General features: G+C 73.0%; 26 protein-coding genes. 7 read left to right on the top strand and 19 right to left on the bottom strand.

Annotated features, from left to right (window positions below; genetic code table 11):
• The first annotated feature begins 62 nt into the window (after positions 1 to 62).
• From ACZ5MC_RS19870 to ACZ5MC_RS19860, 3 genes are read left to right on the top strand one after another with little or no spacing between them, the layout of a single operon-like run.
• Complete coding sequence (locus tag ACZ5MC_RS19870; protein ID WP_306602230.1) at positions 63 to 317, top strand: phosphopantetheine-binding protein; 255 nt, start codon at positions 63 to 65, stop codon at positions 315 to 317.
• Positions 314 to 1,462 carry a beta-ketoacyl-[acyl-carrier-protein] synthase family protein gene (locus tag ACZ5MC_RS19865; protein WP_306602229.1) on the top strand — a complete coding sequence of 383 codons (1,149 nt, stop codon included), beginning with the start codon at positions 314 to 316 and terminating at the stop codon, positions 1,460 to 1,462. Before ACZ5MC_RS19870 ends, ACZ5MC_RS19865 begins: the two co-directional genes overlap by 4 nt.
• Positions 1,459 to 2,229 (top strand): beta-ketoacyl synthase chain length factor, encoded by a 771-nt coding sequence (locus ACZ5MC_RS19860; RefSeq protein WP_464516600.1) that lies wholly within the window; start codon positions 1,459 to 1,461, stop codon positions 2,227 to 2,229. The genes ACZ5MC_RS19865 and ACZ5MC_RS19860 overlap by 4 nt, the downstream gene beginning before the upstream one ends.
• On the opposite strand, the gene fabG is transcribed toward ACZ5MC_RS19860, so the two are convergent.
• The 16 genes from fabG to ACZ5MC_RS19780 form a co-directional block, all read right to left on the bottom strand.
• Positions 2,210 to 2,947, bottom strand: coding sequence for a 3-oxoacyl-ACP reductase FabG (gene fabG / locus ACZ5MC_RS19855; RefSeq protein WP_464516599.1), 738 nt, complete (start codon positions 2,945 to 2,947; stop codon positions 2,210 to 2,212). The genes ACZ5MC_RS19860 and fabG overlap by 20 nt on opposite strands.
• The gene (locus ACZ5MC_RS19850; protein ID WP_464516598.1) at positions 2,944 to 3,369 is read right to left on the bottom strand and encodes an ApeP family dehydratase; all 426 of its coding nucleotides are present in this window, start codon (positions 3,367 to 3,369) and stop codon (positions 2,944 to 2,946) included. Before ACZ5MC_RS19850 ends, fabG begins: the two co-directional genes overlap by 4 nt.
• Complete coding sequence (locus ACZ5MC_RS19845) at positions 3,369 to 3,893, bottom strand: DUF3261 domain-containing protein (RefSeq protein WP_464516597.1); 525 nt, start codon at positions 3,891 to 3,893, stop codon at positions 3,369 to 3,371. Before ACZ5MC_RS19845 ends, ACZ5MC_RS19850 begins: the two co-directional genes overlap by 1 nt.
• Positions 3,890 to 6,154: an MMPL family transporter gene (locus ACZ5MC_RS19840; RefSeq protein WP_464516596.1), complete on the bottom strand. Its 2,265-nt coding sequence runs from the start codon at positions 6,152 to 6,154 to the stop codon at positions 3,890 to 3,892. The genes ACZ5MC_RS19845 and ACZ5MC_RS19840 overlap by 4 nt, the downstream gene beginning before the upstream one ends.
• 3 nt (positions 6,155 to 6,157) lie before the next feature.
• Positions 6,158 to 6,754, bottom strand: coding sequence for an outer membrane lipoprotein carrier protein LolA (locus ACZ5MC_RS19835; protein WP_464516595.1), 597 nt, complete (start codon positions 6,752 to 6,754; stop codon positions 6,158 to 6,160).
• A complete protein-coding gene (locus ACZ5MC_RS19830; protein ID WP_464516594.1) occupies positions 6,751 to 7,170 on the bottom strand; it encodes an acyl-CoA thioesterase in 420 nt (139 codons plus the stop codon). Before ACZ5MC_RS19830 ends, ACZ5MC_RS19835 begins: the two co-directional genes overlap by 4 nt.
• Positions 7,167 to 8,696, bottom strand: coding sequence for an HAL/PAL/TAL family ammonia-lyase (locus ACZ5MC_RS19825; RefSeq protein ID WP_306602221.1), 1,530 nt, complete (start codon positions 8,694 to 8,696; stop codon positions 7,167 to 7,169). Before ACZ5MC_RS19825 ends, ACZ5MC_RS19830 begins: the two co-directional genes overlap by 4 nt.
• Positions 8,697 to 9,023, bottom strand: coding sequence for a 3-hydroxyacyl-ACP dehydratase FabZ family protein (locus ACZ5MC_RS19820; protein WP_464516593.1), 327 nt, complete (start codon positions 9,021 to 9,023; stop codon positions 8,697 to 8,699). It lies immediately after the preceding gene.
• 23 nt (positions 9,024 to 9,046) lie between these two features.
• Positions 9,047 to 9,310, bottom strand: a complete 264-nt coding sequence (locus ACZ5MC_RS19815) for an acyl carrier protein (protein WP_306602219.1) — start codon at positions 9,308 to 9,310, stop codon at positions 9,047 to 9,049.
• A 62-nt stretch (positions 9,311 to 9,372) separates the two neighbouring features.
• The gene (locus ACZ5MC_RS19810; protein ID WP_464516592.1) at positions 9,373 to 10,677 is read right to left on the bottom strand and encodes an AMP-binding protein; all 1,305 of its coding nucleotides are present in this window, start codon (positions 10,675 to 10,677) and stop codon (positions 9,373 to 9,375) included.
• Between the two features lie 5 nt (positions 10,678 to 10,682).
• Complete coding sequence (locus ACZ5MC_RS19805) at positions 10,683 to 10,937, bottom strand: acyl carrier protein (protein ID WP_306602217.1); 255 nt, start codon at positions 10,935 to 10,937, stop codon at positions 10,683 to 10,685.
• 98 nt (positions 10,938 to 11,035) lie between these two features.
• Complete coding sequence (locus ACZ5MC_RS19800) at positions 11,036 to 12,721, bottom strand: alpha/beta fold hydrolase (RefSeq protein WP_464516591.1); 1,686 nt, start codon at positions 12,719 to 12,721, stop codon at positions 11,036 to 11,038.
• Entirely contained in the window at positions 12,721 to 13,884 is a 1,164-nt protein-coding gene (locus ACZ5MC_RS19795) for a glycosyltransferase (RefSeq protein ID WP_464516590.1), read from the bottom strand. The genes ACZ5MC_RS19800 and ACZ5MC_RS19795 overlap by 1 nt, the downstream gene beginning before the upstream one ends.
• Before the next feature lie 10 nt (positions 13,885 to 13,894).
• On the bottom strand, positions 13,895 to 14,809 hold the full coding sequence (locus tag ACZ5MC_RS19790) for an LpxL/LpxP family acyltransferase (RefSeq protein ID WP_464516589.1): 915 nt from the start codon (positions 14,807 to 14,809) through the stop codon (positions 13,895 to 13,897).
• Positions 14,809 to 16,260 (bottom strand): B12-binding domain-containing radical SAM protein, encoded by a 1,452-nt coding sequence (locus ACZ5MC_RS19785; RefSeq protein ID WP_306602213.1) that lies wholly within the window; start codon positions 16,258 to 16,260, stop codon positions 14,809 to 14,811. The genes ACZ5MC_RS19790 and ACZ5MC_RS19785 overlap by 1 nt, the downstream gene beginning before the upstream one ends.
• Positions 16,254 to 17,603 (bottom strand): lipid biosynthesis B12-binding/radical SAM protein, encoded by a 1,350-nt coding sequence (locus ACZ5MC_RS19780; protein ID WP_464516588.1) that lies wholly within the window; start codon positions 17,601 to 17,603, stop codon positions 16,254 to 16,256. The genes ACZ5MC_RS19785 and ACZ5MC_RS19780 overlap by 7 nt, the downstream gene beginning before the upstream one ends.
• 67 nt (positions 17,604 to 17,670) lie before the next feature.
• Here ACZ5MC_RS19780 and ACZ5MC_RS19775 point away from each other — a divergent pair, with 67 nt between their 5' ends.
• On the top strand, positions 17,671 to 19,122 hold the full coding sequence (locus tag ACZ5MC_RS19775; protein ID WP_464516587.1) for a polysaccharide deacetylase family protein: 1,452 nt from the start codon (positions 17,671 to 17,673) through the stop codon (positions 19,120 to 19,122).
• A complete protein-coding gene (locus ACZ5MC_RS19770) occupies positions 19,115 to 20,278 on the top strand; it encodes a DUF2062 domain-containing protein (RefSeq protein WP_464516586.1) in 1,164 nt (387 codons plus the stop codon). Before ACZ5MC_RS19775 ends, ACZ5MC_RS19770 begins: the two co-directional genes overlap by 8 nt.
• Here the strand turns inward: ACZ5MC_RS19770 and ACZ5MC_RS19765 are convergent.
• From ACZ5MC_RS19765 to ACZ5MC_RS19755, 3 genes are read right to left on the bottom strand one after another with little or no spacing between them, the layout of a single operon-like run.
• Positions 20,247 to 20,693, bottom strand: coding sequence for an ankyrin repeat domain-containing protein (locus ACZ5MC_RS19765; RefSeq protein WP_464516585.1), 447 nt, complete (start codon positions 20,691 to 20,693; stop codon positions 20,247 to 20,249). The two genes, ACZ5MC_RS19770 and ACZ5MC_RS19765, sit on opposite strands and share 32 nt — an antisense overlap.
• A 59-nt stretch (positions 20,694 to 20,752) precedes the next feature.
• Positions 20,753 to 21,016: a phosphopantetheine-binding protein gene (locus tag ACZ5MC_RS19760; protein ID WP_306602208.1), complete on the bottom strand. Its 264-nt coding sequence runs from the start codon at positions 21,014 to 21,016 to the stop codon at positions 20,753 to 20,755.
• Positions 20,997 to 21,809, bottom strand: coding sequence for a lysophospholipid acyltransferase family protein (locus ACZ5MC_RS19755; protein WP_464516584.1), 813 nt, complete (start codon positions 21,807 to 21,809; stop codon positions 20,997 to 20,999). Before ACZ5MC_RS19755 ends, ACZ5MC_RS19760 begins: the two co-directional genes overlap by 20 nt.
• A 65-nt stretch (positions 21,810 to 21,874) precedes the next feature.
• Here ACZ5MC_RS19755 and ACZ5MC_RS19750 point away from each other — a divergent pair, with 65 nt between their 5' ends.
• Both ACZ5MC_RS19750 and ACZ5MC_RS19745 read left to right on the top strand, forming a co-directional pair.
• Positions 21,875 to 22,174, top strand: a complete 300-nt coding sequence (locus tag ACZ5MC_RS19750) for a hypothetical protein (RefSeq protein ID WP_306602206.1) — start codon at positions 21,875 to 21,877, stop codon at positions 22,172 to 22,174.
• Between the two features lie 87 nt (positions 22,175 to 22,261).
• The gene (locus ACZ5MC_RS19745) at positions 22,262 to 22,828 is read left to right on the top strand and encodes a metal-dependent hydrolase (protein WP_306602205.1); all 567 of its coding nucleotides are present in this window, start codon (positions 22,262 to 22,264) and stop codon (positions 22,826 to 22,828) included.
• The last annotated feature ends 33 nt before the right edge of the window (positions 22,829 to 22,861 follow it).

The raw sequence follows: 22,861 nt of genomic DNA, 5'->3' as shown, positions 1-22,861 counted from the left end.
GAGTTCGATGATAGCCTGGGATGCAGGACCCTGGGAAACCCCCTGACCGATAGGAACGCCGAATGGAAATCAAGGACCAGCTCAAGAAGGTCATGATCGAAGAGTTGAACCTGGAGGGGATGAGCCCCGAGGACATCCAGGACGACGCCCCCCTCTTCCGGGAGGGCCTGGGCCTGGATTCCCTGGATGCCGTCGAGATCGTCATGCTGCTCAAGAAGCACTTCGGCATCGAGCTCAAGAGCATGGAGGAGAGCAAGCCCGCCTTCCAGTCCATCAACGCCCTGGCCGCCTTCATCGACGGGCGCCTCCACGCATGATCCCGGTCACCGGCCTGGGATGCATCTGCGCGGCCGGCAAGAGTCTTCCCGCGTGCCTCGGGGCCCTGTTCGCGGGCGGTCCGGGCCCGGCCCCGGCCACGCGGTTCGCCAGCGGCCATCCCGCCAGCTATCCCGTCTTCGAGGTCCTGGACTTCGAAAGCGACCCCCGCCGCCTGCGCACCAGCGGCCTGCTGCTCCACGCCGCGCGGGAGGCCCTCCTTGACGCGGGGCTGGCGCCGGAGGACCTGCCCCGGGCGCGCACGGGCGTGATCATCGGCACCACCGTGGGCTGCGCCCTGAACGACGAGGCCTTCTGCCGGGCCTACCGCGCCGGGGGCCACCCCGGGCTGGAGCCCATGGAGCGCATCTTCCGCAGCAATCCCGCCGAGGCGCTCGCCCTGGAGCTGGGCCTTGCGGGCCCCTGCCAGACCGTGGTGAACGCGTGCTCCTCGGGCACGGACGCCATCGGGCTGGGCGCCTCCTGGATCCGCGCGGGCCTCTGCGACGTGGTGCTGGCCGGGGGCGCGGACGAGCTGAGCCGGATCACCTTCAACGGCTTCATCTCCCTGAAGATCACCTCGGAGGAGGCCTGCCGCCCCTTCGACCGGGACCGCCAGGGGCTGAACCTGGGCGAGGGCGCCGCCCTCCTGGTGCTGGAGGCCCCGGGCACGCGCCGCCGGGCCCGCTCCTTCGTGCTGGGCTACGGCTCCTCCTGCGACGCCTACCACCCCACCGCCCCCAGCCCCGACGGCGCCGGCCTGCGCAGGGCCCTGGCCGGGGCCATGGGGGGGATCGCCCCCGCCGAAGTGGCCTTCGTCAACGCGCACGGCACGGCCACCCCCGACAACGACCGCGTGGAGGCCCTGGTGCTGCGGGACGTCCTGCCCGGCGTCCCCTTCCTCTCCACCAAGGGCTGCACCGGCCACACCCTGGGCGCCGCGGGCGCCATCGAGGCGGCCTTCACCGTGGCCTGCCTGGAGGCGGGCCGGATCCCGGCCAGCGCGGGCTTTCGCACCCCCGACCCCGCCCTGGGCGGCGCCGAGCCCGTGCGGGAGGCCACGTCCTTCACGGGCGGGGTGGCCCTGTCCTCGTCCCTGGCCTTCGGCGGGAACAACGCGGTGCTGGCCTTCGGAGGCCCGAGGTGAACGTCACGGTTCAGGGCATCGGCGCGGTGGGCGGCTTCGGCTGCGGCGCGGAGAACCTGGCCCTGGCCCCCGGCGCGCCGGGCGCGCTGGCCATCCCCTGGGGGGAGGGAACACGCGAGATCCCGGCCTTCCTGGCCGCCACCGATCCCCTGGAGCGCTTCGTGCCTCGGCGCGCCCTGCGCCGGGTGGACCACTTCTCCCGCATGGCGCTCCTGGGCGCCTACCTGGCCCTGGAGGACGCGGGCCGCACCCCGGAGGGCCTGGCCCTGGTGGTGGCCAGCGGGTACGGCCCCACCGCCACCACCTTCAGCCTCATCGACTCCATGATCCAGGACGGGGACCCGTGCACCTCCCCCATCCACTTCGCGGCCTCCCTGCACAACACGCCCGCGGCCCACATCGGCATCTTCATGGGGATCACCGGCCCCTGCCTCACCCTCAGCGGCTTCGACGGCATGGTGCCCTCGGCGCTCATGGCGGCGCGGCTCCTCCTCCAGGAGGGACGGGCGGAGCGCGTGCTGGTGGGCGCGGTGGACGAGTTCTCCGAGCTCATGGCCTACCTCTGGGCGCGGAGCGGGCCGGGCCCCGTGGCCGGGGAGGGCGCGGCCTTCCTCCTGCTCTCGGCCCGGGAGGAGGACGGCCCGGGCTGCTGCACCCTGGAGGAGGCCGGGGCCGCGGCCGGCCCCTGGCCCTGGGGCGCCCAGCCCGGCGCCCCCGCCTTCGCCCTGGCCGCCGCGGCGGCCAGGCTCAGATCATCCCGCCGTTGACGCCGATGACCTGCCGGGTGATGTAGCCCGCCGAGGGCGAGAACAGGAACCCCGCCAGGTCCGCCACGTCCTCGGGCTGGCCCACGCGCTTCATGGGCACCGCCGCCATGGCGTAGCTCATGTCCACCTCGGCGAGCATCTCGGAGGCGATGAGGCCCGGGGCGATGCAGTTCACGGTGATGGCCCTGCCGGCCAGCTCCACGGCCAGGGCCTTGGCGGCGCCGATGAGGCCGGCCTTGGCGGCGCTGTAGTTCACCTGCCCGCGGTTCCCGATGACGCCCGACACCGAGGCGATGCAGACGATGCGGCCCCCCGCGCGCAGACGGATCATGGGCATGGTCAGCGGGTGCACCACGTTGAAGAACCCGTCCAGGCTGGTGCGCAGCACCAGGTCCCAGTCCTCCTCCGACAGGGCCGGGAAGGCGTTGTCCCGGGTGATCCCCGCGTTGCAGACGATGCCGTAGTAGGGGCCGAAGGCCTCCACCTTGGCCTCCAGGGCGCTGCGCGCGCCTTCGCGGTCCGTTACGTCGAAGACCGTCACGTCGGCCGAGCCTCCGGCCCGGATGATCTCGGCGGCCAGGGCCTCGGCCTCCGCGCCCCGGCTGCGGGCGTGGGCGGTGACGTGGAAGCCGTCCCGCGCCAGGCGCAGGGCGATGGCCCGGCCGATGCTGCCGCTGGCGCCGGTGACGAGCACGCGCTGGGGTGGGGTCTGGATCACGGTCGCTCCCCCTCGAAGGTCTTCAGGATGGCCGTCGCGACGTCCTCGCCTTCCAGCGTGATGCCGCACTGGAAGGCCGACAGGCCCGCATCGTCAAGGTACTTCAGTTTCGCATGGATCCTCAGCTCGCAGCCCGCGGGGAACGAGGGACGGGTGCACGCGTAGGCCCGGGTCCCCAGGAGGTAGCCCAGGCGGGGCTCCCCTCCCAGCGCCCGCTTCTCCAGGCCGCCGTAGGCCCCGATGGCCTGGGCCATGAGCTCCAGTCCGAACCAGGCCGGCATGGCGCCCTCCCCGTCGGCGTACCAGGCGCCGGGGTCCACCCGGGCCCGGGCCAGGATCCAGTCGTGCCCGTGGTCCAGGACGGCGTCCAGGAGGAGCATGGGGGGGCGGTGGACCAGGAGGTCCTCGGCGGGTCGCATCATCAGTCGTCCAGGGTGGTGATGGTGGCTTCCAGGTCCATGGGGGGCACCCGCAGCTCGATGGTGCGGTACGGGGGCGCGGGGCCCTGCCGGTCCAGGGTGAGCAGGGGCCTGCCCCTGCGCAGGAGGGTGCGCAGGGGGCCGGCCTCCCGCAGCTCCATGCCCGGAGCCAGGCCCTTGCGGGCTTCCTCCAGGGGCCAGTCGCTGAGCTGGATGAGGGCGGGGAGGAGGTTGGGGTCGAACGAGGCCGGCAGGGGCACGCGGGCGTCCAGGACCGCGGGGCCGCCTTCCACCGTGAGGACGAAGAGGGTCTGGCCCACGGGGGAGGAGGCGACGACGGAGAGGCGGCGGCCGTCGTTCTCCACCGCGGTGAGGAGCCGCTCGGGGCTGGCGCCGGGCCGGCGGAACACCACCTCCTGGTTCGCGAAGTAGGCGGGCCCCGTGGCCGCGGGCTGGAGCGTGTAGGGCAGGGAGGGCTTGAAGGCGCAGCCCGTCAGGACGAGGGCCAGCAGCAGGGCGAGTCTCATGCGCGCTCCCCCAGGGCCAGGAAGGACGTGAGCGTGGCCACCAGCACCGCCATGGCCAGGGTGACGCCGAAGGCGCGCAGGCTGGGGGTGTGGCTGAGGGCGAGGAGGCCGAACGATATCAGGGTGCTGCCGCTGGCCAGGGCCACGCCCAGCAGGGCGGAGGTCCCCGCGGCGTCGCGCTCCCGCAGGAAGACGGTGTAGTCCACCCCCAGGCCCAGGCTCAGGATGAGCGCCATGATCGTGAAGAGGTTCAAGGGGAAGCCCAGGGCCGCCCCCGCGGCCAGGGCGGCCAGCATCCCCAGGAGGGCCGGCGCCAGGAGCCGCAGGCTCGTCGCGGCGCCGTACCAGGCGCCCAGGAGCAGGCCCACCAGGAGGACCGCGCCGGCCAGGGCCCAGGCGGCTACCCGGCGGTAGTGGGCCAGCAGGCCGGTGACGCTTGACGCCTTGTCCACCAGCGTCACGCCCGGCAGGCCCACGCAGGCCCGGGACAGGGCGGCGGACTCGGGGGCGCCGGTGGGCAGGACCACCGAGGCGTACCCGTGTCGGGTGCGGCCCAGCCAGAACTGCCGCAGGGGGATGGAGAAGGGCGTGGCCAGGTAGGCCTCCACGGTCAGGGGGCCCGTTCCCAGGGCCTCCTGGGCCGACGCGACCGCCTCGGGCCGGAAGCCCGCGTCCAGCATGCCCCTGGCCAGGGCGGGCCGGACCTCCAGGTTGCGGGCGAGGGCGGCTTCCTGGCTCGCCGGGGAGGGCACGAAGGCCGAGACGGCCATGAGGCCCGCCACCCCGGGGATGGGCAGGCGCGCGCGAAGGGCCTCCTCCCGGGCCAGCACCTGGCCTTCGTCGGCGCCTTCCACCAGGAAGAACGCCCCGGCGGTGGAGATCTTCAGCAGCTCCTGGATGCGGGCCTCGTCCCGGCGAAGGGCCTGGGACGGCAGGATGAGGCCCCGCACGTCGTCGTCCACCCGGGACAGGGACGCGCCGGCGCCCAGCACCAGGACGGCCGCGGCCACGGCCAGGGACGTGCGGCGGTGCCCGGACCAGGCCTGGATCCGCGCCAGGACGCGGGCCAGGGCGGCCCCCAGGGCGGGCCGGGGGGGCATGGGCGCCGCGAGCCGGGAGGGCAGGACGAGCAGGACCGTGAGGAAGGAACCCGCCAGCGCCACCATGGAGAACACCGCGATCTGGCGCAGCCCCGGGAAGGGCGCGGCCAGGAGCGCCGCGTAGCCCAGGAGGCTTGTGACCAGCCCCAGGAGCAGGGCGGGGAGGATGCGCCGCAGGGCCGGCCCGGGCTCCCAGGCCTCCCCCGCGCCCAGGTGGTGGGCGAAGTACAGGAACGCGTAGTCCACCGCCACGCCCATGACGGTGCAGCCGACCACCAGGGTCAGGAGGAAGAGCTTGCCGAAGATCAGGAGGCAGACGGCGACCGCCGACACGAGCCCCGCGGCCACGCAGAGCAGGCCCAGGGCCAGGTGGCGCACGGAGCGGAAGGTCAGGGCGAAGAGGCCGACGATGCCCAGGGTGGACAGGAGGCTGATGAGGTTCATCTCCCGCTCGGCGCTGAGGCGCGCGTCGGCCGCGTAGAACATGACGCCGGTGCGCAGGAGCTGGCGGTCCGGGCGGGCCATGCGCGCGGCGGCCGCGTCCACGGCGCGCAGGCTGCGGGCCTGGACCGCGGGGTCGAAGGCCGAGCCCCGCAGGCCGGCGGTGACCATCACGTGGAGGCCGTCGGGGGCCGTCACGGCCAGGAGCCCGTCCCGGAGCTCGAGGCCCGTGGACTGGAAGGGCAGGCTCGAGAGGAAGCCCCCGAAGGCCCCCAGGGGATCCAGGTGCGGCGGCATGCCGGAGAAGATGGGGGAGACCAGGCGGGCCTGGATGGCGGGGGCGAGGTCCCCGGAGGGGAGTTCCGGGGCCGCCAGGCGGTACCGGTAGGGGGCGTAGAAGCGCACCAGCTCGCCGGGGTCGATGGGGGGCAGCTCGCAGGAGACGTCCTGGAAGACCCGGGCGGCCTCCAGGTCCCGGGCCAGGGCCAGGGCGGCGGCCCTGCTGTCGGCGGGGTCCGCGCCGCGCACCAGGAGGACGATGCGCTCCTGGGTGGTGCGGGTCAGGGTCTGGATGGCCTGTTCGGCCACGGGGTTCTTCTCGGTCTCCGGGAGCATGGCCAGGAGGTCGGTCTCCATGGCCCGGCCCGAGGCCAGGCGCAGGCCGGCGAAGACCGCCAGGCCCGCCAGCAGCGCCATCCAGATCCAGCCGCGGGCGCGCACCGGCTACTCGAACGCCAGGAGGCGCCGTTCCTCGGCCGTGAGCGGGACCTCGGGGCGGAAATTGAGGAAGGTCAGGTCCATGGAATCGCCCGAGGGCTCATCCACGTGGATGGTCTCGATGAAGGCGGCGCCGCGGATGCGCACGGCCTTGATGAAGGCCGCGGTCTGGGGCGCGGGGGTCAGCAGGATGGTCCAGGCGCCGTCCTTGCCGGACTCGCCCTTGACGGTGAAGAGCCCGTCCAGGGCGCTCCACCGGCCCTCGAGGAGCGACTTCAAGATTTCGCCCATGCGGGCCACCATGGGGGTGTCCTTGGCGGTCCGGAGCGTCCTCCGGCCCGCGCCGTCCACTTCCAGGACGCCCTTGGGACCGGCGGCCACGGTCAGCGGCAGGGGCTTGGCCATGCGCCACAGCACGCCAAGCTCCCGCGAGACCACGAGGCTGCCGGAGGATTTCAGGGGGCGCGAGAGCGCGGCGAGCCTGCGGGTCTGGGTGAAGTCCGCGTGCAGGATCGAGGTGGCCTTCAGGTGGGCCGTGAGCGCCTCGGGCACCGTCTGGGCGCACAGGGCGGGGGCCAGGAGCAGCCAGGCGGCGCGCCTCATGCCTGGGCCCCTTCCAGGGCCTCGGTGAGCACCCTGGGGCATTCGAACAGCAGCTCGCCGGTGGCGGAATCCACCGCCAGCTGGATGGTCTCGGCCTTGTTGACGCGTTCGCCGGTGAGGGCGTCGGAGAGCAGGTAGGTGATGCGGATCCGCTGCTGGTACTCCAGGAGGCTGCACTGGACGCGCACGCTCTGGCCGTACTTCAGGGGGCGGATGTACTTCAGGTTGCAGGTGACCACGGGCCAGATGACGCCCCAGTCCTTCATCTGCTGCCAGTCCAGGCCCACCTGGCGCATCATGGCGGTGCGGGCGATCTCCAGGTACTTGACGTAGTGGCCGTGCCACGCGACGCCCATGGCGTCCACGTCGTGGAAGGGCACCTCGAGGACGGTCTCGCCGGTGAGGATGGGTTTCATGGGTAGAGGCTCCAGGCTTGGTTCCGGATGGCGGCGATGAGGGACCGCAGGGTGGTGTCCAGGGCGATGTCCTCGTCCAGGAAGGGGAGCCAGGCGAAGGACTCCAGGAAGGATTTCGCGCCCGGCCCGAGCCGTTCCACCGCCGCGTCGCCCTGGCGCTCCCGCAGGCGCAGGCCCTGCACCACGGCCAGCGCGAGGGCCGCGGCCACCTGCTCCGTCAGTTCGAGCACCCGCAGGGCGTCCCTGGCGGAGATGGTGCCCATGCTCACCTTGTCCTGGTTGTGGCACTCCGTGGAACGGGAGAAGACCGAGGCGGGCATCGTGAGCTTGAGGGCCTCGGCGGTCCAGGCGCTGGCGCCGATCTGCACCGCCTTGAGGCCGTGGTTGATGGCGGCCCGGGGGCCCAGGGACCCCGAGAGGTTCTGGGGGAGGCCGTTGTTGTAGCGGGCGTCCACCAGCAGCGCCAGCTGGCGGTCCATGAGGTCCGACAGGTTGGCCACGGCGGTCTTGAGGCCGTCCATGGCGAACGCGATGTGCCCGCCGTAGAAGTGCCCGCCGTGAAGCAGGAGCCCGTCGCCGGGATCCAGCAGGGGGTTGTCGTTGGCGCTGTTGAGCTCGTTCTCCACGTCCCGGCGGATCCAGGCGAGGGCGTCGCCCAGGACGCCGATGACGTGGGGCGCGCAGCGGATGGAGTAGCGGTCCTGGAGGCGCACCGCCTGGTCCTCGGCGGGTCCGCCCAGGTCGGCGTGGATCCGGGCTGCGGCGGCCTGGGGCCCCGCGTGGGGCTTGAGCGCGAAGAGCCGGGGGTGGAAGTGGTCCCGGTTGCCCCGCAGGGCCGCCACGGCCAGGGACGTGAGCCGGCAGCAGAAGCGCTCCAGGTACGAGGCCCGGTGGAAGGCGAGGCAGGCCAGCCCGGTCATGACCGCGGTGCCGTTCATGAGGGCCAGGCCCTCCTTGGGGGCCAGGCGCAGGGGGGCCAGGCCCGCTTCGGCCAGGGCCTCCCGGGCGGGCCGCGCCTCCCCGCGGAAGGTGGCCTCCCGTTCGCCGATGAGGGTGGCCGCCACGTAGGAGAGGGGGGTCAGGTCGCCGCTGGCGCCCACGGAGCCCTCGGCGGGGATCCGGGGCAGCACCCGGTGCGCCACGAGGCCCTCCAGGGCCTCCAGCAGCTCCCACCGGACGCCGGAAAAGCCCTGGGCCAGGGAATTGAGGCGCGCCACGAGGACGGCCAGGGTCTCGTCCTCGTCGAGGATCCGGCCCAGGCCGCAGCCGTGGTACCGGGTGAGGTGGGTGGGCAGCTCCGGGACCAGCGAAGCCGGCACGGCGGTGGTGCAGGAGTCCCCGTAGCCGGTGGTGACGCCGTAGACCTCGGTGCCGCCTTCCAGCAGGCCGGCCAGGATGGCCGCCCCGGCCTGGATGCGCGCGCGAAAGGCCGGATCCGGGGCCAGGGCCAGGGACCGGGACCCCGTGGCGACGTCCACCACGTCCTCGATGCGCAGCGGCGCGAGGCCCACGGTGACGGCGCCCATCTAGGCGTTTCCCTGGAAGCGGAGGATGCCGGCGGCCTTCCGGCCGGCACCGTCCTGGAAGGTGAACTTGAGGTTTTCCCGCGCGGGGTCCAGGGCGAGGGTGAGCGTGAGGTCCTCGCCGGGCCGGATGACGTTCATGAACTTCAGGTGCTCGACGCCCCGGAACGCGCCCAGGGGGCCGAAGGCCTCCATCCCGAAATGCACGGCCCAGTCCACCTGCACGACGCCGGGGAGGATCGGGTTCCCCGGGAAGTGCCCCTGGAAGCCCAGCAGACCGGGGTCCAGGTCCAGGGCGAAGGTGATGCTGCCGTCGGGCCCGGCTGGCATGGCCCGGGCGCTTCCGGGGAACCTCATTTGACCTGGAGCATCTGGTGGACCGCTTCCACCACGTCCGCGACCGTGCGCACGTGCTTGAACTCCTCCGCCTTCACCCGCCGCCCGGTGATCTCCTGCAGCTGGATGGCGAGCTCCACGGCGTCGATGCTGTCCAGATCGAGGTCGGTGAAGAGATGCGCCTCCAGGGTGATGCGCTCCGGGGCCAGGTCGAAGGAACTGGCGAGGATGGTCCTCAGCTGCGTGAGGATCTCGTCCCGGGTGGGATTGACGGTGGTCATGGGTGGAATCTCCGGTTGGCTTCAGGGCTGGAAACCCATCTTAATGCAGGCGTCATCATATTTCAGGCATTACCCGAGGGGGTGAAAAGGCCGGCCAGGTCCTCGGCCCGCAGTTTGCCCCGCGCGTCCCTGGGCAGTTCCGCCACGAAGCGCCACCGCCGGGGAAGGGCAGGCCCCTCGAGCGTGTCCGCCAGATGGGCGCCAAGGCGATCGGACAGCGCCCGGCGCGCCGCCGGGTCCTCCAGGTCCGCCTCTCCGGCCAGAACCACGGCCGCCCCGAGCATCCGGCGCCGGCCCTCCAGCACCACCACCGCCGCGTCCCGCACCAGCGGATGGGCCTTGAGGGCCTCCTCCACCTGGGGCAGCGAGACCCGCTTCTCCTCGATCTTGACCACGCGGTCCAGGCGCCCCAGCAGGGTGAACCGGCCGTCGGCCTCCAGGGAAACGGCGTCCTCCATGCGCAGGCCACCGGCTTCCACCCGTGGCGAGCGAAGGAGCAGGGCGCCGTCCTCCGCGGCGGCCAGGGCCATGTCGGGGAAGGGGGTCCACCGCGAGGAGGCGGGATCGGGCCCGGGGTTCCGCCAGGCGATGCCGCCGCTCTCGGTGCTGCCGTACACCTCCACCACCCCGCCGGGGGCCGCGGCCCGCCAGGCCAGGGCGTCCTCCCGGCCCAGGGCGCCCCCGGAGGAGAACACCGCCGGCAGGTCCAGGCCGCCCAGATCCAGCAGCCTGGGCAGCCGGGCGAGGTGCGCGGGGCTGCTCACGAGCACCGGCCGGGAGGCCATCACGGCCAGGAACCGGGCCGGATCCCCGCAGGGCTCCGACAGGAACGGCCGCCCCGTGGCCAGGGGCCAGAAGACCCGGAACAGGCAGCCGTAGATGTGCAGGTGGGGCACCGTGCCGGCCACCGTTCCCGGGAGCGGGCCGAAGAGCCCTTCCAGGATCTCCACCTCCCGGTCCAGATCCTGGAAGCGCCGCAGGACCTGCTTGGGGGCGCCGGTGCTCCCGGACGTCCAGAACTCCACCGGCACGTCCGCCAGGACGCGGGGTGGCGGCAGGGCGTCCGCGGGCGCGGCCAGGTCCGCGTCCCGGAGGAGGCCGTCGGCCTTCAGGGCCTCCAGGGTTCCCGGCAGCAGGTTGGGGGGAAGAACGGGCACGCACCCGGCCTGGACCAGGCCCAGGAAGCCCGCCGCGAAGGCGAAGGGGTCCTCGCAGGCCAGCAGCCAGCGGCCCCCCGCCGCGGCCTTCCCGGCCGCCGTCGCGGCGCCCCGGGCCAGCTCCCCGAAGGTGCGGGGTCCCTGGCCTGTGAGGGCCACCACCGAGGCCTGCGGCCGGTCCTCCGCGAAAAGGCCCGCAAGGCGCCCCATGGCGCTCAGGCTTCCAGCATCTTCTGCACGGAGACCACCACGTCCTCCACGGTGCACAGCACCCGGAACTCCTCCGGCGCCAGGCGGCGCCCGGTGTACTCCTGCATGTGCTGGGCCAGCTCGACCTCGTCGATGCTGTCCAGGCCCAGGTCGGTGAAGAGGTTCGAGTCCATGCGCACGGAGCGCGGGTCCAGATGGAAGTTCGTCTTCAGGGCGGAGCGGACCCACTGGAGAATCTCTTCCTGGGTCTTGGGGGGCATGGCGGGCTCCGGCTCTGGGGGGACGCCCGGCGGTTGTGGTAGCTAACGCGCGCTCCGGCAGACGTTAAGGCCCCGGGCAGGGGAATGCCCAGTATACATCAGAGCCGGGGGCAGTGGCGGCACGCCGCCCGCGGCGTCCCGGCGAGCAGCTCCTGCCGCAGGCGGACCATGCCCGGGCCGTTCCACAGGGCCTGGAACGGCGTTTCGAAGAGGTTGCCCACCTCCTCACCGGGTTGGCAATCGCAGGCCGTGACCGTGCCGTCGGCGCCCAGGGCGAGGGTCTGCCAGGGGGACAGGCAGTTGGCGTGGCCGGGGCTTCGGCTCCAAAGCGCGTCCACCGGGCGCAGGAGCAGCTCCCGCAGACGGAAGGGCTTGCCCAGTTCCTCCAGTCCGCGCACGTGCAGAACGGGCAGACCAGCGGCCATGGCCCCGTCCACGGCCTCCCGGATGGCCGTCCGGTCTTCCCCGGTGGCGGCCCCGGCCAGGGAACGGTCCCGGTTGGCGTCGAAGTTCAGGTCCGACAGCATCCAGGCCCGGGCGCCCAGGGCGAGGGCCAGGTCCGCCACGGGGGCGAGGTGGCGGGCGTTGGCCGTGCCCACGGCGGTGAACACCGCCCGGGGCACCCGGTCGCCGAAGATCCGGGCGGCCTCCGTCAGGTTGGCGAGGGTCCGCGCGAAGGGCACGCCGGGGCGCAGCCGCCCGGCCAGGTCGGCCTCGCCCGCGTCCAGGCTGAAGGTGGCCCCCCCGAGTCCGGCCTGGACCAGGCTCCGGGCCAGGTCCGGGGTCAGGGCCGCGCCGCTGGTCACCAGGCCCACGCCGCGGCCCTCCCCGGCGGCCAGGGCCACCAGTTCCGCCAGGCGCGGATGGAGCGTGGGCTCCCCCAGGCCCACCAGGGTCAGGCGGGAGGCGTGGGGCAGGCGGTCCAGGACCTCCTGGAACCGGTTCAGGTCGCCCCGGTGGGGGGCGCCCGTGGCCCGGGCGCAGGAGGGGCAGGCGTGGGGGCACCGGGTGGTGACCTCGAGGTTGGCCAGCACCGGGGGCGGGGCCAGCGGTCCCAGGTCCGGCGGCAGGCCCGTCCCGGGCCTCAGGGCCCGCCGGGCCGAAGGACTCCGGCCCAGGACCTGCCAGCCCCCGGGCACCCGATCGGCAAAGCGGGCCACCTGGGGTTCCAGGAGCCGGAGCCGTTCCTGGTCGGGGCCGGTGAGGGCGGGGGGCAGGGCTTCGAGGATCGCGGCCAGGACCGGGGCCGCCGGCAGGTGGTGCCCGGCCCCCGGCACCCCTACCGGCCGCGCCGCCGGGCCCCAGTGCGCCAGGTCCGCGGGGGGCACCAGGGGATCGGCCTCCCCGTGCACCACCAGGGTCCCGGGCGGAAGACCCGCGGCGCCGGCCTCGTTGACGGCCTTTACCAGCCGGGCGAGATCCAGCAGCCCGGGCGCCTCGTTTCCGGGGCGGGTGGCGGCCTGGAGGCGCGCCAGGTGGTCCAGGCCCACCCGGGGCGGGGTGCCCAGGAGGACCAGGAGGTCGGGTTCGAGGCGGGCCAGGAGGGCCAGGGTGCCGCCGGTGGAGTGGCCGATCACCACCAGGGGACGGCCGCCTTCGGCTTCGGCTCTCAGGAGCGCCAGGAAGGCCTCCCGGTCGAAGGGCGGCGGCGGGCCGCCCCGCCACCGGGGATGGAGGGCCGCCAGCCGGGTGTGCCCGGGCCCGAGGACCGCGTCCAGCGCCTCGGCCAGGGGCGCGAGATCCGCGGGGGATCCTGTGTAGCCGTGCACCAGGAGGATGCGCATCAGGTCTCCAGCCGTTCCGCCAGACGTTCGGCTCCCCGGTCCAGGCCCGGGTCCGGGGTGCGGGCGGTCAGGCCCCGCAGGGCGAGGATGCGGGCGTCCAGCTCCGCATCGTCCATGGCCTCCAGGGCCCGGGCATAGACGTCGCTGGACCCCCAGAAGACCGTGGGGGGGACCAGCCGGGCGCCAGCCCCCAGCCGCTCCAGGCAGAGCCCGTTCTGGGCCTGTTCCGGGTGGAAGGGAAAGACGCCCACGGGCACGCCGTGGGCCAGGGCCTCGAAGACGGTCTGCTGGCCTCCGTGGCAGACGAGGAGGGCGGCCCGCTCCAGCAGGCCGTTCATGGGCGCGTAGGTGTAGGCGGTGATGCGCGGGTCATTCCGGTCCGGAGCCGGATGGCCCCCGCCGGCCAGGGCGACCCGGTAGCCCAGGGCCAGCAGCCTATCAAGGAGTCGGGCGGGTCCCGCGCCCGGGGGCAGGGCCGTGCCCATGGAGAGGACGGCCAGGGGCGCGCCGGGAACCGCCCCGCCCGCCCGGGGCCAGCGATTCCAGGCCAGGGGGCCCACGTGTTCCAGGCCTTCCGAGGCGGCCAGGGGCTGGAAGCCGGGGGTGTCCCACAGGAAGGTGCGGCCGCCCAGCAGGAGGGCGCGCGCATCCTGCACGGCCGGTCGGCCCAGGGCCCCCAGGGCCATGGACACCCGGCGGGCCGCCCCGCGGAAGAAGGCCTCCAGGAACACCCCCTGTTCGGCCTCCCCCGGCTCGCCCTCCCCGAACCCCAGGACGCCCCGGAAGGCCGGGATCATGCAGCCGCAGGCCAGGGTGTCGCAGGGCAGACCCGCCAGGGCCGCGGAGGTGGTGGCCGTGAACCGGAAGACGCCCACGACCCGCTGGGCCCGCACCTCGGCCATGAGCGCCCGCTCCGCCTGGACCACCCGGAGGAACCGCTCGGGTTGGCGGAACCAGGCGTAGGCCGGGGCCGACCCCTGGTCGGCCTCCTGCAGGTCGGGCAGCAGGTGGTGGGGCACGCCCAGTTCCGCCAGGAAGGGGGAGCGGGCCGGGGTGGTGGCGAAGGCCACTTCGTGGCCCCTGGCCAGGAGGGCCTCCCGCAGGGCCAGGCCCTTGGCGAGGTGGGACAGGGCGTTGCTGCCCGGCAGGATCAGGAAGCGCATGGCGTCGCGTTCAACGGGGGCCGGTCTCTCCGGCCCACAGGTCGAAGAAGTTGAAGAAGTGGTAGGGATAGGCGTCCAGGAAGCCCGCCAGGGCCTGGGCGTAGGCGGCGGCGTAGGGGCGGTAGGCCTCCGGGGCCCGTCCCAGGCCGGGCGGGACGCGGACCACGGCGGCCAGCTGCATCTCGTACTGGTCCGGACCGGGCTTGAAGGGGAAGAGCACCGCCACGGGCGCCCCGGTGGCCGAGGCCAGCTTGTAGGCGGTGAAAGGCAGCGGCACCGGGCCGCCCAGGAAGTCCACCGCCACGGTGCCGCCGCTGGCGCCCCAGGCCCGGTCCCCCATGAGGCACAGGACCTCGCCGCGCTGCAGCGCGCCCAGCATGTCCGGGACGCCGCCCAGGAAGGCCTCCGGGTCGATGATCCGGAAGTCGCGGCCGGCGAAGGCCTGGAAGGGGGAGCTGGCGTCCCCCGCGTCGAACCGCGCCAGCACGGAGATGGGGCGGTCCAGGTGGGCGAGGTTGGCCATGCCCAGCTGCCAGGCCCCCACGTGGGCGGTGACGATGACCAGGCCCCGGCCTTCGGCGAGGAGGGCCGCCAGGTCCGCGCGGCCCCGCAGGTGGGTGATGAACTCCCCCCGGCCCAGGATCCGCTGGGCGGCCTGGTCCACCATGAGCCGCGCGAACGTGCGGCTCAGGCGGAAGGTGTCCACCAGGCGCCGGAGCCCGGTGCGCCCGGGGAACCGGTGGGCGAGGTACGGCCGGCACCGATGGCGGATGGAAGGCCGGGTGAGGGTGTAGTAGAGGCTCACCAGGTCCGCCAGGGCGTAGGCCACGGACCGCCCCGCCAGCCGGATCAGCCCGTGGAAGAAGCCCAGCTGCCACCGGGTTCCGATGCCTCGAATCCGCCACTCGATCCGGCCGGGCTCCACTAGTCCTCCCGTGCCATCATGCGCCGGGTGGAGCGGGTGAAGCGCAGGAAGCTCCCCAGTCCGGCCAGGAAGCGAAGCCAGCTGTCGGGGGAACGCCAGAGCATGGTGACGTAGCCCCACAGCACCTTGGGCCGCTTGAAGTGCCGCTCGTAGAACTCCCGGAACAGCTCCTCCAGCCGCTCCCGGGTCATGCCGCGAGTCACGAACTGGAAGTTCATGCAGTCCATCTTCTCCCAGTCCTCGTCGAAGTCCCCCAGCTCGCGGATGCCGTCGTAGATGGGCGAACCGGGGAAGGGCGTGAACTTGGCGAGGTTGAAGTCGTCCACGGGCAGCGAGAAGACGTAGTCCATGCTGCGGCGGATGCTGGCCTCGGTCTCCCCGGGGAGCCCGATCATGAGCAGGCCCTTGGTGCGGATGCCCGCGGCGCTGATGGTGCGGATCTTTCCGGCCAGGTGTTCGAGGTCGGGGTTCTGGCGGTGCCGGGCCAGGAGCTCGGCGTCGCCGGTCTCGATACCCAGGCTCATCATCCAGCACCCGGCCCGCTTCATGCGGCCCACCAGGTCCGGGTCGATGTGCTCGGCCCGCACGGCGCAGTTGAAGGTCATCCCCAGGGGTTCGGCCAGGAGCCGGTCCGTGAGCCGCTCCACCCGCCGGCGGTCCAGGGTGAACTGGTCGTCGTAGAAGTTGATGTGGCGGATGCCGAAGCGCCCGCGCAGCATGCGCATGTGGTCGTAGAGGTACTCCGCCGAGTTGGACCGGAAGCTGCGCTGGAACACGCTCCGGTCGCAGTAGGAGCACGCGTAGGGGCAGCCCCGGCTGGAGATGCAGCTGGTGTTGGGGACGGTGGGGTAGTTGAAGATGGGCAGCTTGTAGGCGCCCGGGAAACCCGCGAGCTTGCCGTAGGCGGGGAAGGGGAGGCTGTCCAGCTCCAGCCCGGTCCGGTAGCCGTTGAAGCGGATGTCCCCGTCCGGGCCGTCCCGCCAGATGAGGCCCCGCACCTGGGCCGGCGTCTCGAAGCCGCCGTCCATCAGCTCGCGCAGGGTCTCCTCGCCCTCGCCGGCCACGGCGAAGTCCATGGCGGGGTACTCCCGCAGCAGGCGCTCCTTCAGGGCCGAGATGTGGGGCCCCCCGAAGACGCTCAGGACCCCGGGGCAGGCCCGCTTGGCCAGCTCCGCGATGCGCACGCCGTCCAGGAAGCTCGAGGTGGTGCAGCTGAAGCCCACGAAGCCCGGGCGCTCGGCGCGAAGGTGCGCCTCGATGAGGCCGTCGGAATCCGGGTTGGCGAAGCAGTCGATGATCGCGGTTTCCATGCCCCGGGCGTCCAGGTACGCCGCCAGGCTCGCCAGCCCCAGGGGCGGCATGAGGTTGGCGACCCGGGAGATGTCCTGCCCGGCTGCGCCGGCGCGGTACCCGAGCGGATGGATGAGGAGGATCTTCCGGTAGTTCAGCACGGCTGCGCATCCTTCGGGTAGCGGATGAGGGAATCCCAGATGAGCCCCCGGAAGCCCATGGCCTGCAGGGCCGTCATGCGCTCCCGGCCCCGCTCGGGCGGGAAGAACCGGTCCCTGTGGCCCCGGAAGGCCGCCTCGATGCGGGCCTCCATGGCCCTGATGTCCACGCCGGCGGCGTGGTAGTAGACGGGCTCGCGCAGGTCGGTGTCCGGCCCCACCTTGCCCTCCAGCAGGGCCAGGCGGTGCAGGGCGGTGGCGGGGAAGATGCGGATGCCCGAGAAGGCGAAGACCGCGGTGCTGCGCAGCCGCTGCAGGTTGGCCAGGCCCTCGGCGACCGTGGCCTCGGTCTCCCCGGGCCCGCCGAACATCACGAAGTGCGCGCAGGGGACGCGGCAGGCCACGAAGAGCTCGTTGGCCTCCACCGCCTCGTCGAAGGTGAAGCCCTTGCCCAGGGCCCGCAGGGTCGCGTCGGTGGTGGCGTCCGTGCCCAGTTCGGCGGCGCGCAGGCCGGCCTTGGCCATGAGGCGCAGGTCCGTTTCGCGCAGCAGGCTGGGGCGCATGTAGCAGGACCACCTTATGGGCAGCGCGCGGCGCAGCAGCTCCTCGACCACCTCCATGTGCTGGCCGCCGTGGTCGTTGAACACCGCGTCGGCGATGAAGAAGTCGGCCTGGCCGAAGCGGGCGTGGGCCTCCTCCAGGTCGTCGACGACGGCGCGCGGGTCCCGCGCGCGGTAGGCCGACCCTTCCAGGGCCGGGTAGTTGCAGTAGACGCACTGGTGGGAGCAGCCCCGCTTGGTCTGGATGTTCAGGAGACCCGAGGCCTCCTGGTAGAAGCCCACGATGGCCTCGTCGTAGCGCGGGGCCGCCATCTCCGGGGCCAGGCCGGCATTGCGGTGGATGCGGGGCATCGTCCGGCCCGCGGCCAGGGCCTCCACCAGGTCCGCCGCCGCGCCCTCCCCTTCGCCGGCGACGCCGTGGTCGGCGCCCGTGTAGGCGAGGATCGCCTCAGGCAGGATCGTGAAGGCCGGGCCCCCCAGGATGACGGGGGCGTCCGTGCAGGTCCGGGCCAGCTCCACCAGGCGCCGCGCCACGGCCGGGTAGTCCGAATCCACCAGGGAATCGCAGGTGTCCAGGTTGCGCATGGAGATGCCCAGGAAGTCCGGGCCGAAATCGCGCACGCGCGCCGTGAAGGCGGCCTCCGAGGCGCCCGCGGCCAGGAAGTCGAACTGCTCCACCAGGTGGCCCCGCGCGGCCAGCGACCCCGCCACCACCGCCATCCCCAGGGGGTAGACCGGGTAGGGCTCCAGGGTCAGATTGGCGGAGACTAGGAGGATTCGACTCATGGGGCCCCAGGATCAGAGGGCATGCCCGAAAGCCCGTACCTGTTCGTAATTCTGTAATATAGCACACATGCGCTTCCCCCTGACCGTGGCCCACCTGGCGGCCCTCACCGCGTTCCAGCTGGCTTTCCTCCTGCTTTTCGTGGACGTTCGATTGGCCGCTTTGCCCTTGGCCCTCTTCGTCCTCCTCTGCGGGGTGGCCCCCTTCCTGCCGCGCTTCGGCTTCTTCCTGCCCATCCTGTCCCGGGGCAGCCGCAGGTCGCCCCGCGTGGCGCTGAGCTTCGACGACGGGCCGGATCCCGCGGCGACCCCCGCGGTCCTGGACCTCCTGGACCGCCACGGCCTGAAGGCGGCCTTCTTCCTGGTGGCTGCCAAGGCCGAGGCGAACCCGGACCTCGTGCGCGACATCCTCGCCCGGGGCCATGAGGTCGGCAGCCACAGCTGGCACCACTTCCCGATGCTCATGCTCCGGGGCCAGAAGATCCTCCGCGAGGAGGTGGCCCGGGCCCAGGAGATCTTCAGGGGTTTCGGCATCCTGCCCCGGGCCTTCCGGCCGCCGGTGGGGATCACCAGCTCCCGGCTGTGGCCGGTGCTCCTGGACCACGGCATGTTCTGCGTGAACTTCAGCTGCCGGGCCCTGGACCAGGGCAACCGCCGGGTGCCGGGCCTGGCCCGGCGCATCCTGGACAAGGTCCGGCCCGGGGACCTGATCCTCCTGCACGACGTGAGGCCCACCCGGGCCACCGTGGACGAGCTGCTGGGGGAGCTGGAGGCCGTGGTGCGCGGACTGGGCGAGCGGGGCCTGGAGGTGGTGCCCCCGTCCGCGCTCCTGGGCCGCGCCCTGATGCAGCGCAGCCTGGAGACCCAGGGCGCCGCCGAAAGCTTCTACGACGACCTCGCCGGCACCTACGACCAGGAGCAGTTCGGCACCGCCGTGGCCCTGAGCCGGAACCTGGAACTCGAGCTCTTCCGCAGGCGCCTTCCCGACCTCCTCCGGGGGCGGGGCACCGTGCTGGAACTGGGCGCGGGCACGGGCATCTTCACCCTGGAGCTGGCCCGGCGCTGCGCGGAGGTGCACGCCGTGGACCTCTCCGGGAACATGCTGCGCCACCTGGAGCGCAAGGCCGCGGCCGCGGGCGTCACGAACATCCGCGCCCTGGAGGGGGACGCGGAGTCCTTTGCCTTCGAGGGCCCCTACGCCGCCGTCTTCTCCTTCCTCGTCTTCGAGTACTTCCAGGACCTGCCGGCCTTCTTCCGGCGCCTGGCGCCCCACCTCGAGCCCGGCGCCCCCGTGTACTTCATCACCGCGCGCACGTCCTTCCTGCGGTTCTGGACCCAGGTGGGCAACGCGCTGCGCCAGGGCATCTGGCTCAAGTCCCGCTCCCGGCGGGAAGTGGTCCGGCTCCTGGGCGCGGCGGGCATCGAGACCGTGCGCGCGGAGGGGCACCTCCTCAAGCTCTTCGGCCGGGGCGGCATGATCCTGGAAGTGGAGGGGCGCTGGCCGGGCCCTTCCCATGACTGAGGCGCCCCACGTCCTGGCGGTGGTGCCGGTGTACGACCACGCCGCCACCCTGCGCGGGGTCGTGGAGGGGCTGCTCGGCCAGGGGCTGCCCGTGCTGGTGGTGGACGACGGCAGCCGCGACGGCGCCCTGGAGCGGGTGGCGGACCTCCCCGTGCGCACCCTGCGCCTGGAGCCCAACCAGGGCAAGGGCGCCGCGCTCCTGGCCGGGGCCCGGGCGGCCGCGGCCGAGGGCTTCGGGGCCCTGCTCTCCATCGACGCCGACGGACAGCACTACCCCGCCGACGCCCCGGCGCTCATCGCCGCCGCCGCGGCGCACTGGCCCGCCATCGCCATCGGCGTGCGCGCCATGGACGGCCCGGAGGTGCCCGGGTCCAGCCGCTTCGGCCGCGCCTTCTCCAACTTCTGGGTCCGCCTGGAGTGCGGGCGCGACCTGCGCGATACCCAGAGCGGCTTCCGGGTCTACCCCGTGGCGTTCCTCACCGGATGCCGGTTCCGCTCCCGGCGCTACGCCTTCGAGGTGGAGGTCCTGGTGCGCGGGGCCTGGGCGGGCCTGGCCATCGTGGAGGCCCCCATCCGGGTCCTCTACCAGCCCGGCCGCGAGCGCGTCTCCCACTTCCTGGCCTTCCGGGACAACCTGCGGCTCACCGCGCTCCACACCTTCCTGGTCGTGCGCGCCCTGTTCCATCGCCAGGGGCCGCCCCTGGCCGGAGAGGCCCGGCGGGCCCTGGCGTCGCCCCGGGCCTTCCTGCGGACCCTGGCCACCGAGCACGACAGCCCCGCGGCGCTGGCCACCGCGGCGGGGCTGGGCGTCTTCCTGGGCAGCCTGCCCATCATCCCCTTCGGCCTTGTGGTCATCGCCTTCGTGCACCACCGCCTGCACCTCAACAAGCTGGCCGGCATGGGCGCCTCCAACGTCTGCGTGGCCCCCTTCGTGCCCTTCCTCTGCGTGCAGGCGGGGCACCTGCTCCTCCACGGGCGCTGGTGGACCGCCTGGAACCGCCAGGGCCTGGTCGCCGAATTCCCCCAGAGGCTCTGGGAGTGGCTGCTGGGGTCCCTGGTGGTGGGGCCCCTGCTGGGGCTGCTCCTCGCGCTGCCGGTCTACGTGCTGATCAGGCGGTTCAGGTCTACCGGGAAAGCAGCTCCACGCACCTGGTGAACCCGAAATCCCGGGCGTAGTCCACGGGCTTCCTGCCGGAGATGTCCGCGATGTCGGGGTCGGCCTTGGCCTTGAGCAGGTCGGCCACGATCTCCTCGTACCCGTAGTAGGCGGCCAGGAGCAGCGGCGACACGCCCGGCTTGTAGCGTCCGTATTCCTTGAAGGTCAGGATGTTGGGATCCGCTCCCTGTTCCAGGAGCCACTTCACGATGACCGGGTGCCCGTAGTAGGCCGCCCAGGCCAGGGGCGTCCAGCCCCACTTGTCCACGTCGTTGACCTTCTCCCCGGTCTCCACGAGGTTCTTGGCCAGCTGGAGATTGCCGTCCACCACGGCCCGGGAGAGCTTGGTGCCGGCCTCGAGCGCGGGCGCTCCCAGCAGGATGGCGATGGTGGCGAGTACGACCGCAGGCTTCATGGTTCACTCCCGGGGGCAGGTTTGGATAAAACAAGTTTAGACCTCTCGTCCGCCCGGTTTCACCCGGTTTTTCCGCCCCCCTCGGCGAGCCATGCGGCCAGGGCCCGCACGGTGCCCAGGCGTCCCTGGAGGGATCCGGCCTCCTCGACCGTGGCGCCGAAACGGCGCTTCAGGGCCATGGCCAGCTCCAGGGCGTCCACGGAATCCAGCCCCAGGCCCCCCTTGAACAGGGGCTGGTCGTCGCCGATGTCCCCGGGCCGGAGGTCCTCCAGGTCCAGGGCCTCGATGATGAAGACCTTCAGCTCAAAGGGCGTGGGAGCCATGGCTCTCCTCATTGAAGCGGCTCTCCAGGATCCGCGTGAGGATCCGGGCCTCCCGGGGGTGGTCCGCCTCCGCCGCCGCCGGGGCGTGGACCCAGTCGCCGAAGGCGAAGCGGAACCTGCAGGTGGGCGCCGGGACCATGTACCAGCGGTCCCCCTTGGCCAGGAGGGGCGGGTCCACGGTGACGCGCACCGGCAGGATGGGGGCGCCTGTCCTCAGGGCCAGGTGGGCCGCTCCCCGCTTGAACCTCAGGGGCGGGCCCGGGCGGGTGCGGCCCCCTTCCGGGAAGATCACGAGGTTCTGTCCCGAGGCGAGGGCGAGGCCGCAGTGCTCCAGCACCTCATCCGGCCCCTGGTTGTTGATGAAGCCCGCGGCCCGCACCAGCGGACCGAAGAAGAGGTTGTTCCAGACCGCCTCCTTCACCACGCACACCGTGTCCGGCAGCAGGGCGATGAGGATCACGATGTCCAGGTACGAGGGGTGGTTCGCCAGGATGAGGGCGCCCTTGAGCCCCTGGGGCATCCCGTCCGTCTCCACCTGCAGGATCCCCGAAGCCTCCAGCCCGAAGACGAAGAGCCTGAAGAAGCGCCGGATGATGCGCGCCGCCCGCCGCCGGCGCGCTTCCCGGCCCCCCGGCAGCACGGCCAGGACGGGCCGGATGAGCAGGGTGCACACGCAGCCTCCCACGCCCAGGAGGGTGAAGAGGATTCCGCTGGTGAGGACCTTGCCGGCTTGGCGGAGGCGCGGGGGCAGGAGGGATCGGGTGGCCGTCATGGGGACCTGTAAGTATGCCATTCCGGGCGCTTCTTACAATCCGGCGCCCCTGGGCGCCCGGGGTAGAATGGAGGCCGGAGGCGGCCATGCTGAAGCGATTGACCGTGACGGCCCTGATCCTGACTGGCGGCGCAGTGCGGGCCCAGGAGGAGAAGCCCGGGGTCGTGGAAGGCGTGAAGGAGGCGGGCAAGGAGGTCGGCCACGCCGTGAAGAAGGGCGCCAAGGCCGTGGGCCACGCAGCGCGGGAGGGCGGCAAGGCCGTGGGCAGGGGCGCGAAGACCGCCGGCAAGGCCGTCGGCGAGGGCGCGAAAAAGGTGGGCCACGGCTTCCGGGACGGGGCCAAGGACGTGGGCCATGGCGTCAAGAAGGCCGTGAAGGGCGAGTAAGTCACACCGCCGTGGCAGGGCGGGCGCCGGGATTCCCTAGCATGGTGGATCCGGCGGAGCGCTGCCGGACCCCGCCCGAGGTTCACCATGCCCTCCCTTCTCGGCCACGCCGCCGCCGGCCTCGCCATCACCACCGCCTTCCACGGGGACAAGCTCCCGCGGCGGACCTGGGCCCTGGCCGCGTGCTGCGCCATGGCGCCCGACCTGGACTGGTTCGTGAGCCTCCTGGACATGCACCGCGGCCACGTGCTCAACCACCGGGGGGCGGCCCACTCCCTCTTCGCGGCCGTGCTCATCGCCGCCGCCGTCTTCCTCCTGGCCTACCGAAGGGACCAGCGCCGCGGCGCCGTCTGGCTCTGCCTGACCATCGCCGCGCTGTCCCACGGCCTCCTGGACGCCCTGACCTCGGGCGGCGTGGGCGTGGCCCTCTTCATGCCCTTCTCCGAGACCCGCTGGGCCTGCGTGTGGCAGCCCGGAAGGGTCGCGCCCCTGCCCCTGGGGCGGGAGCACACGTGGCACTTCCTGCACAGCCTGTGGACGGAACTGTTCTGGATCGGCCTCCCGGCCCTGGTCCTGGCGGCCTGGTCCCGGCTGGCGAGGCAGGCGCGGCTGGCGCCGACGCTTTCGGAGGCGGTGCCGGAGAGCCCGTTCTGAAGGCCCTCCCGGCCGGGAGGTCCTGAACCGGAG

The organism is Mesoterricola sp. JemC181 (assembly GCF_055384585.1).
Note: the sequence above shows the minus strand (reverse complement) of the source record. Positions and strands in the feature narration are given on the sequence as shown.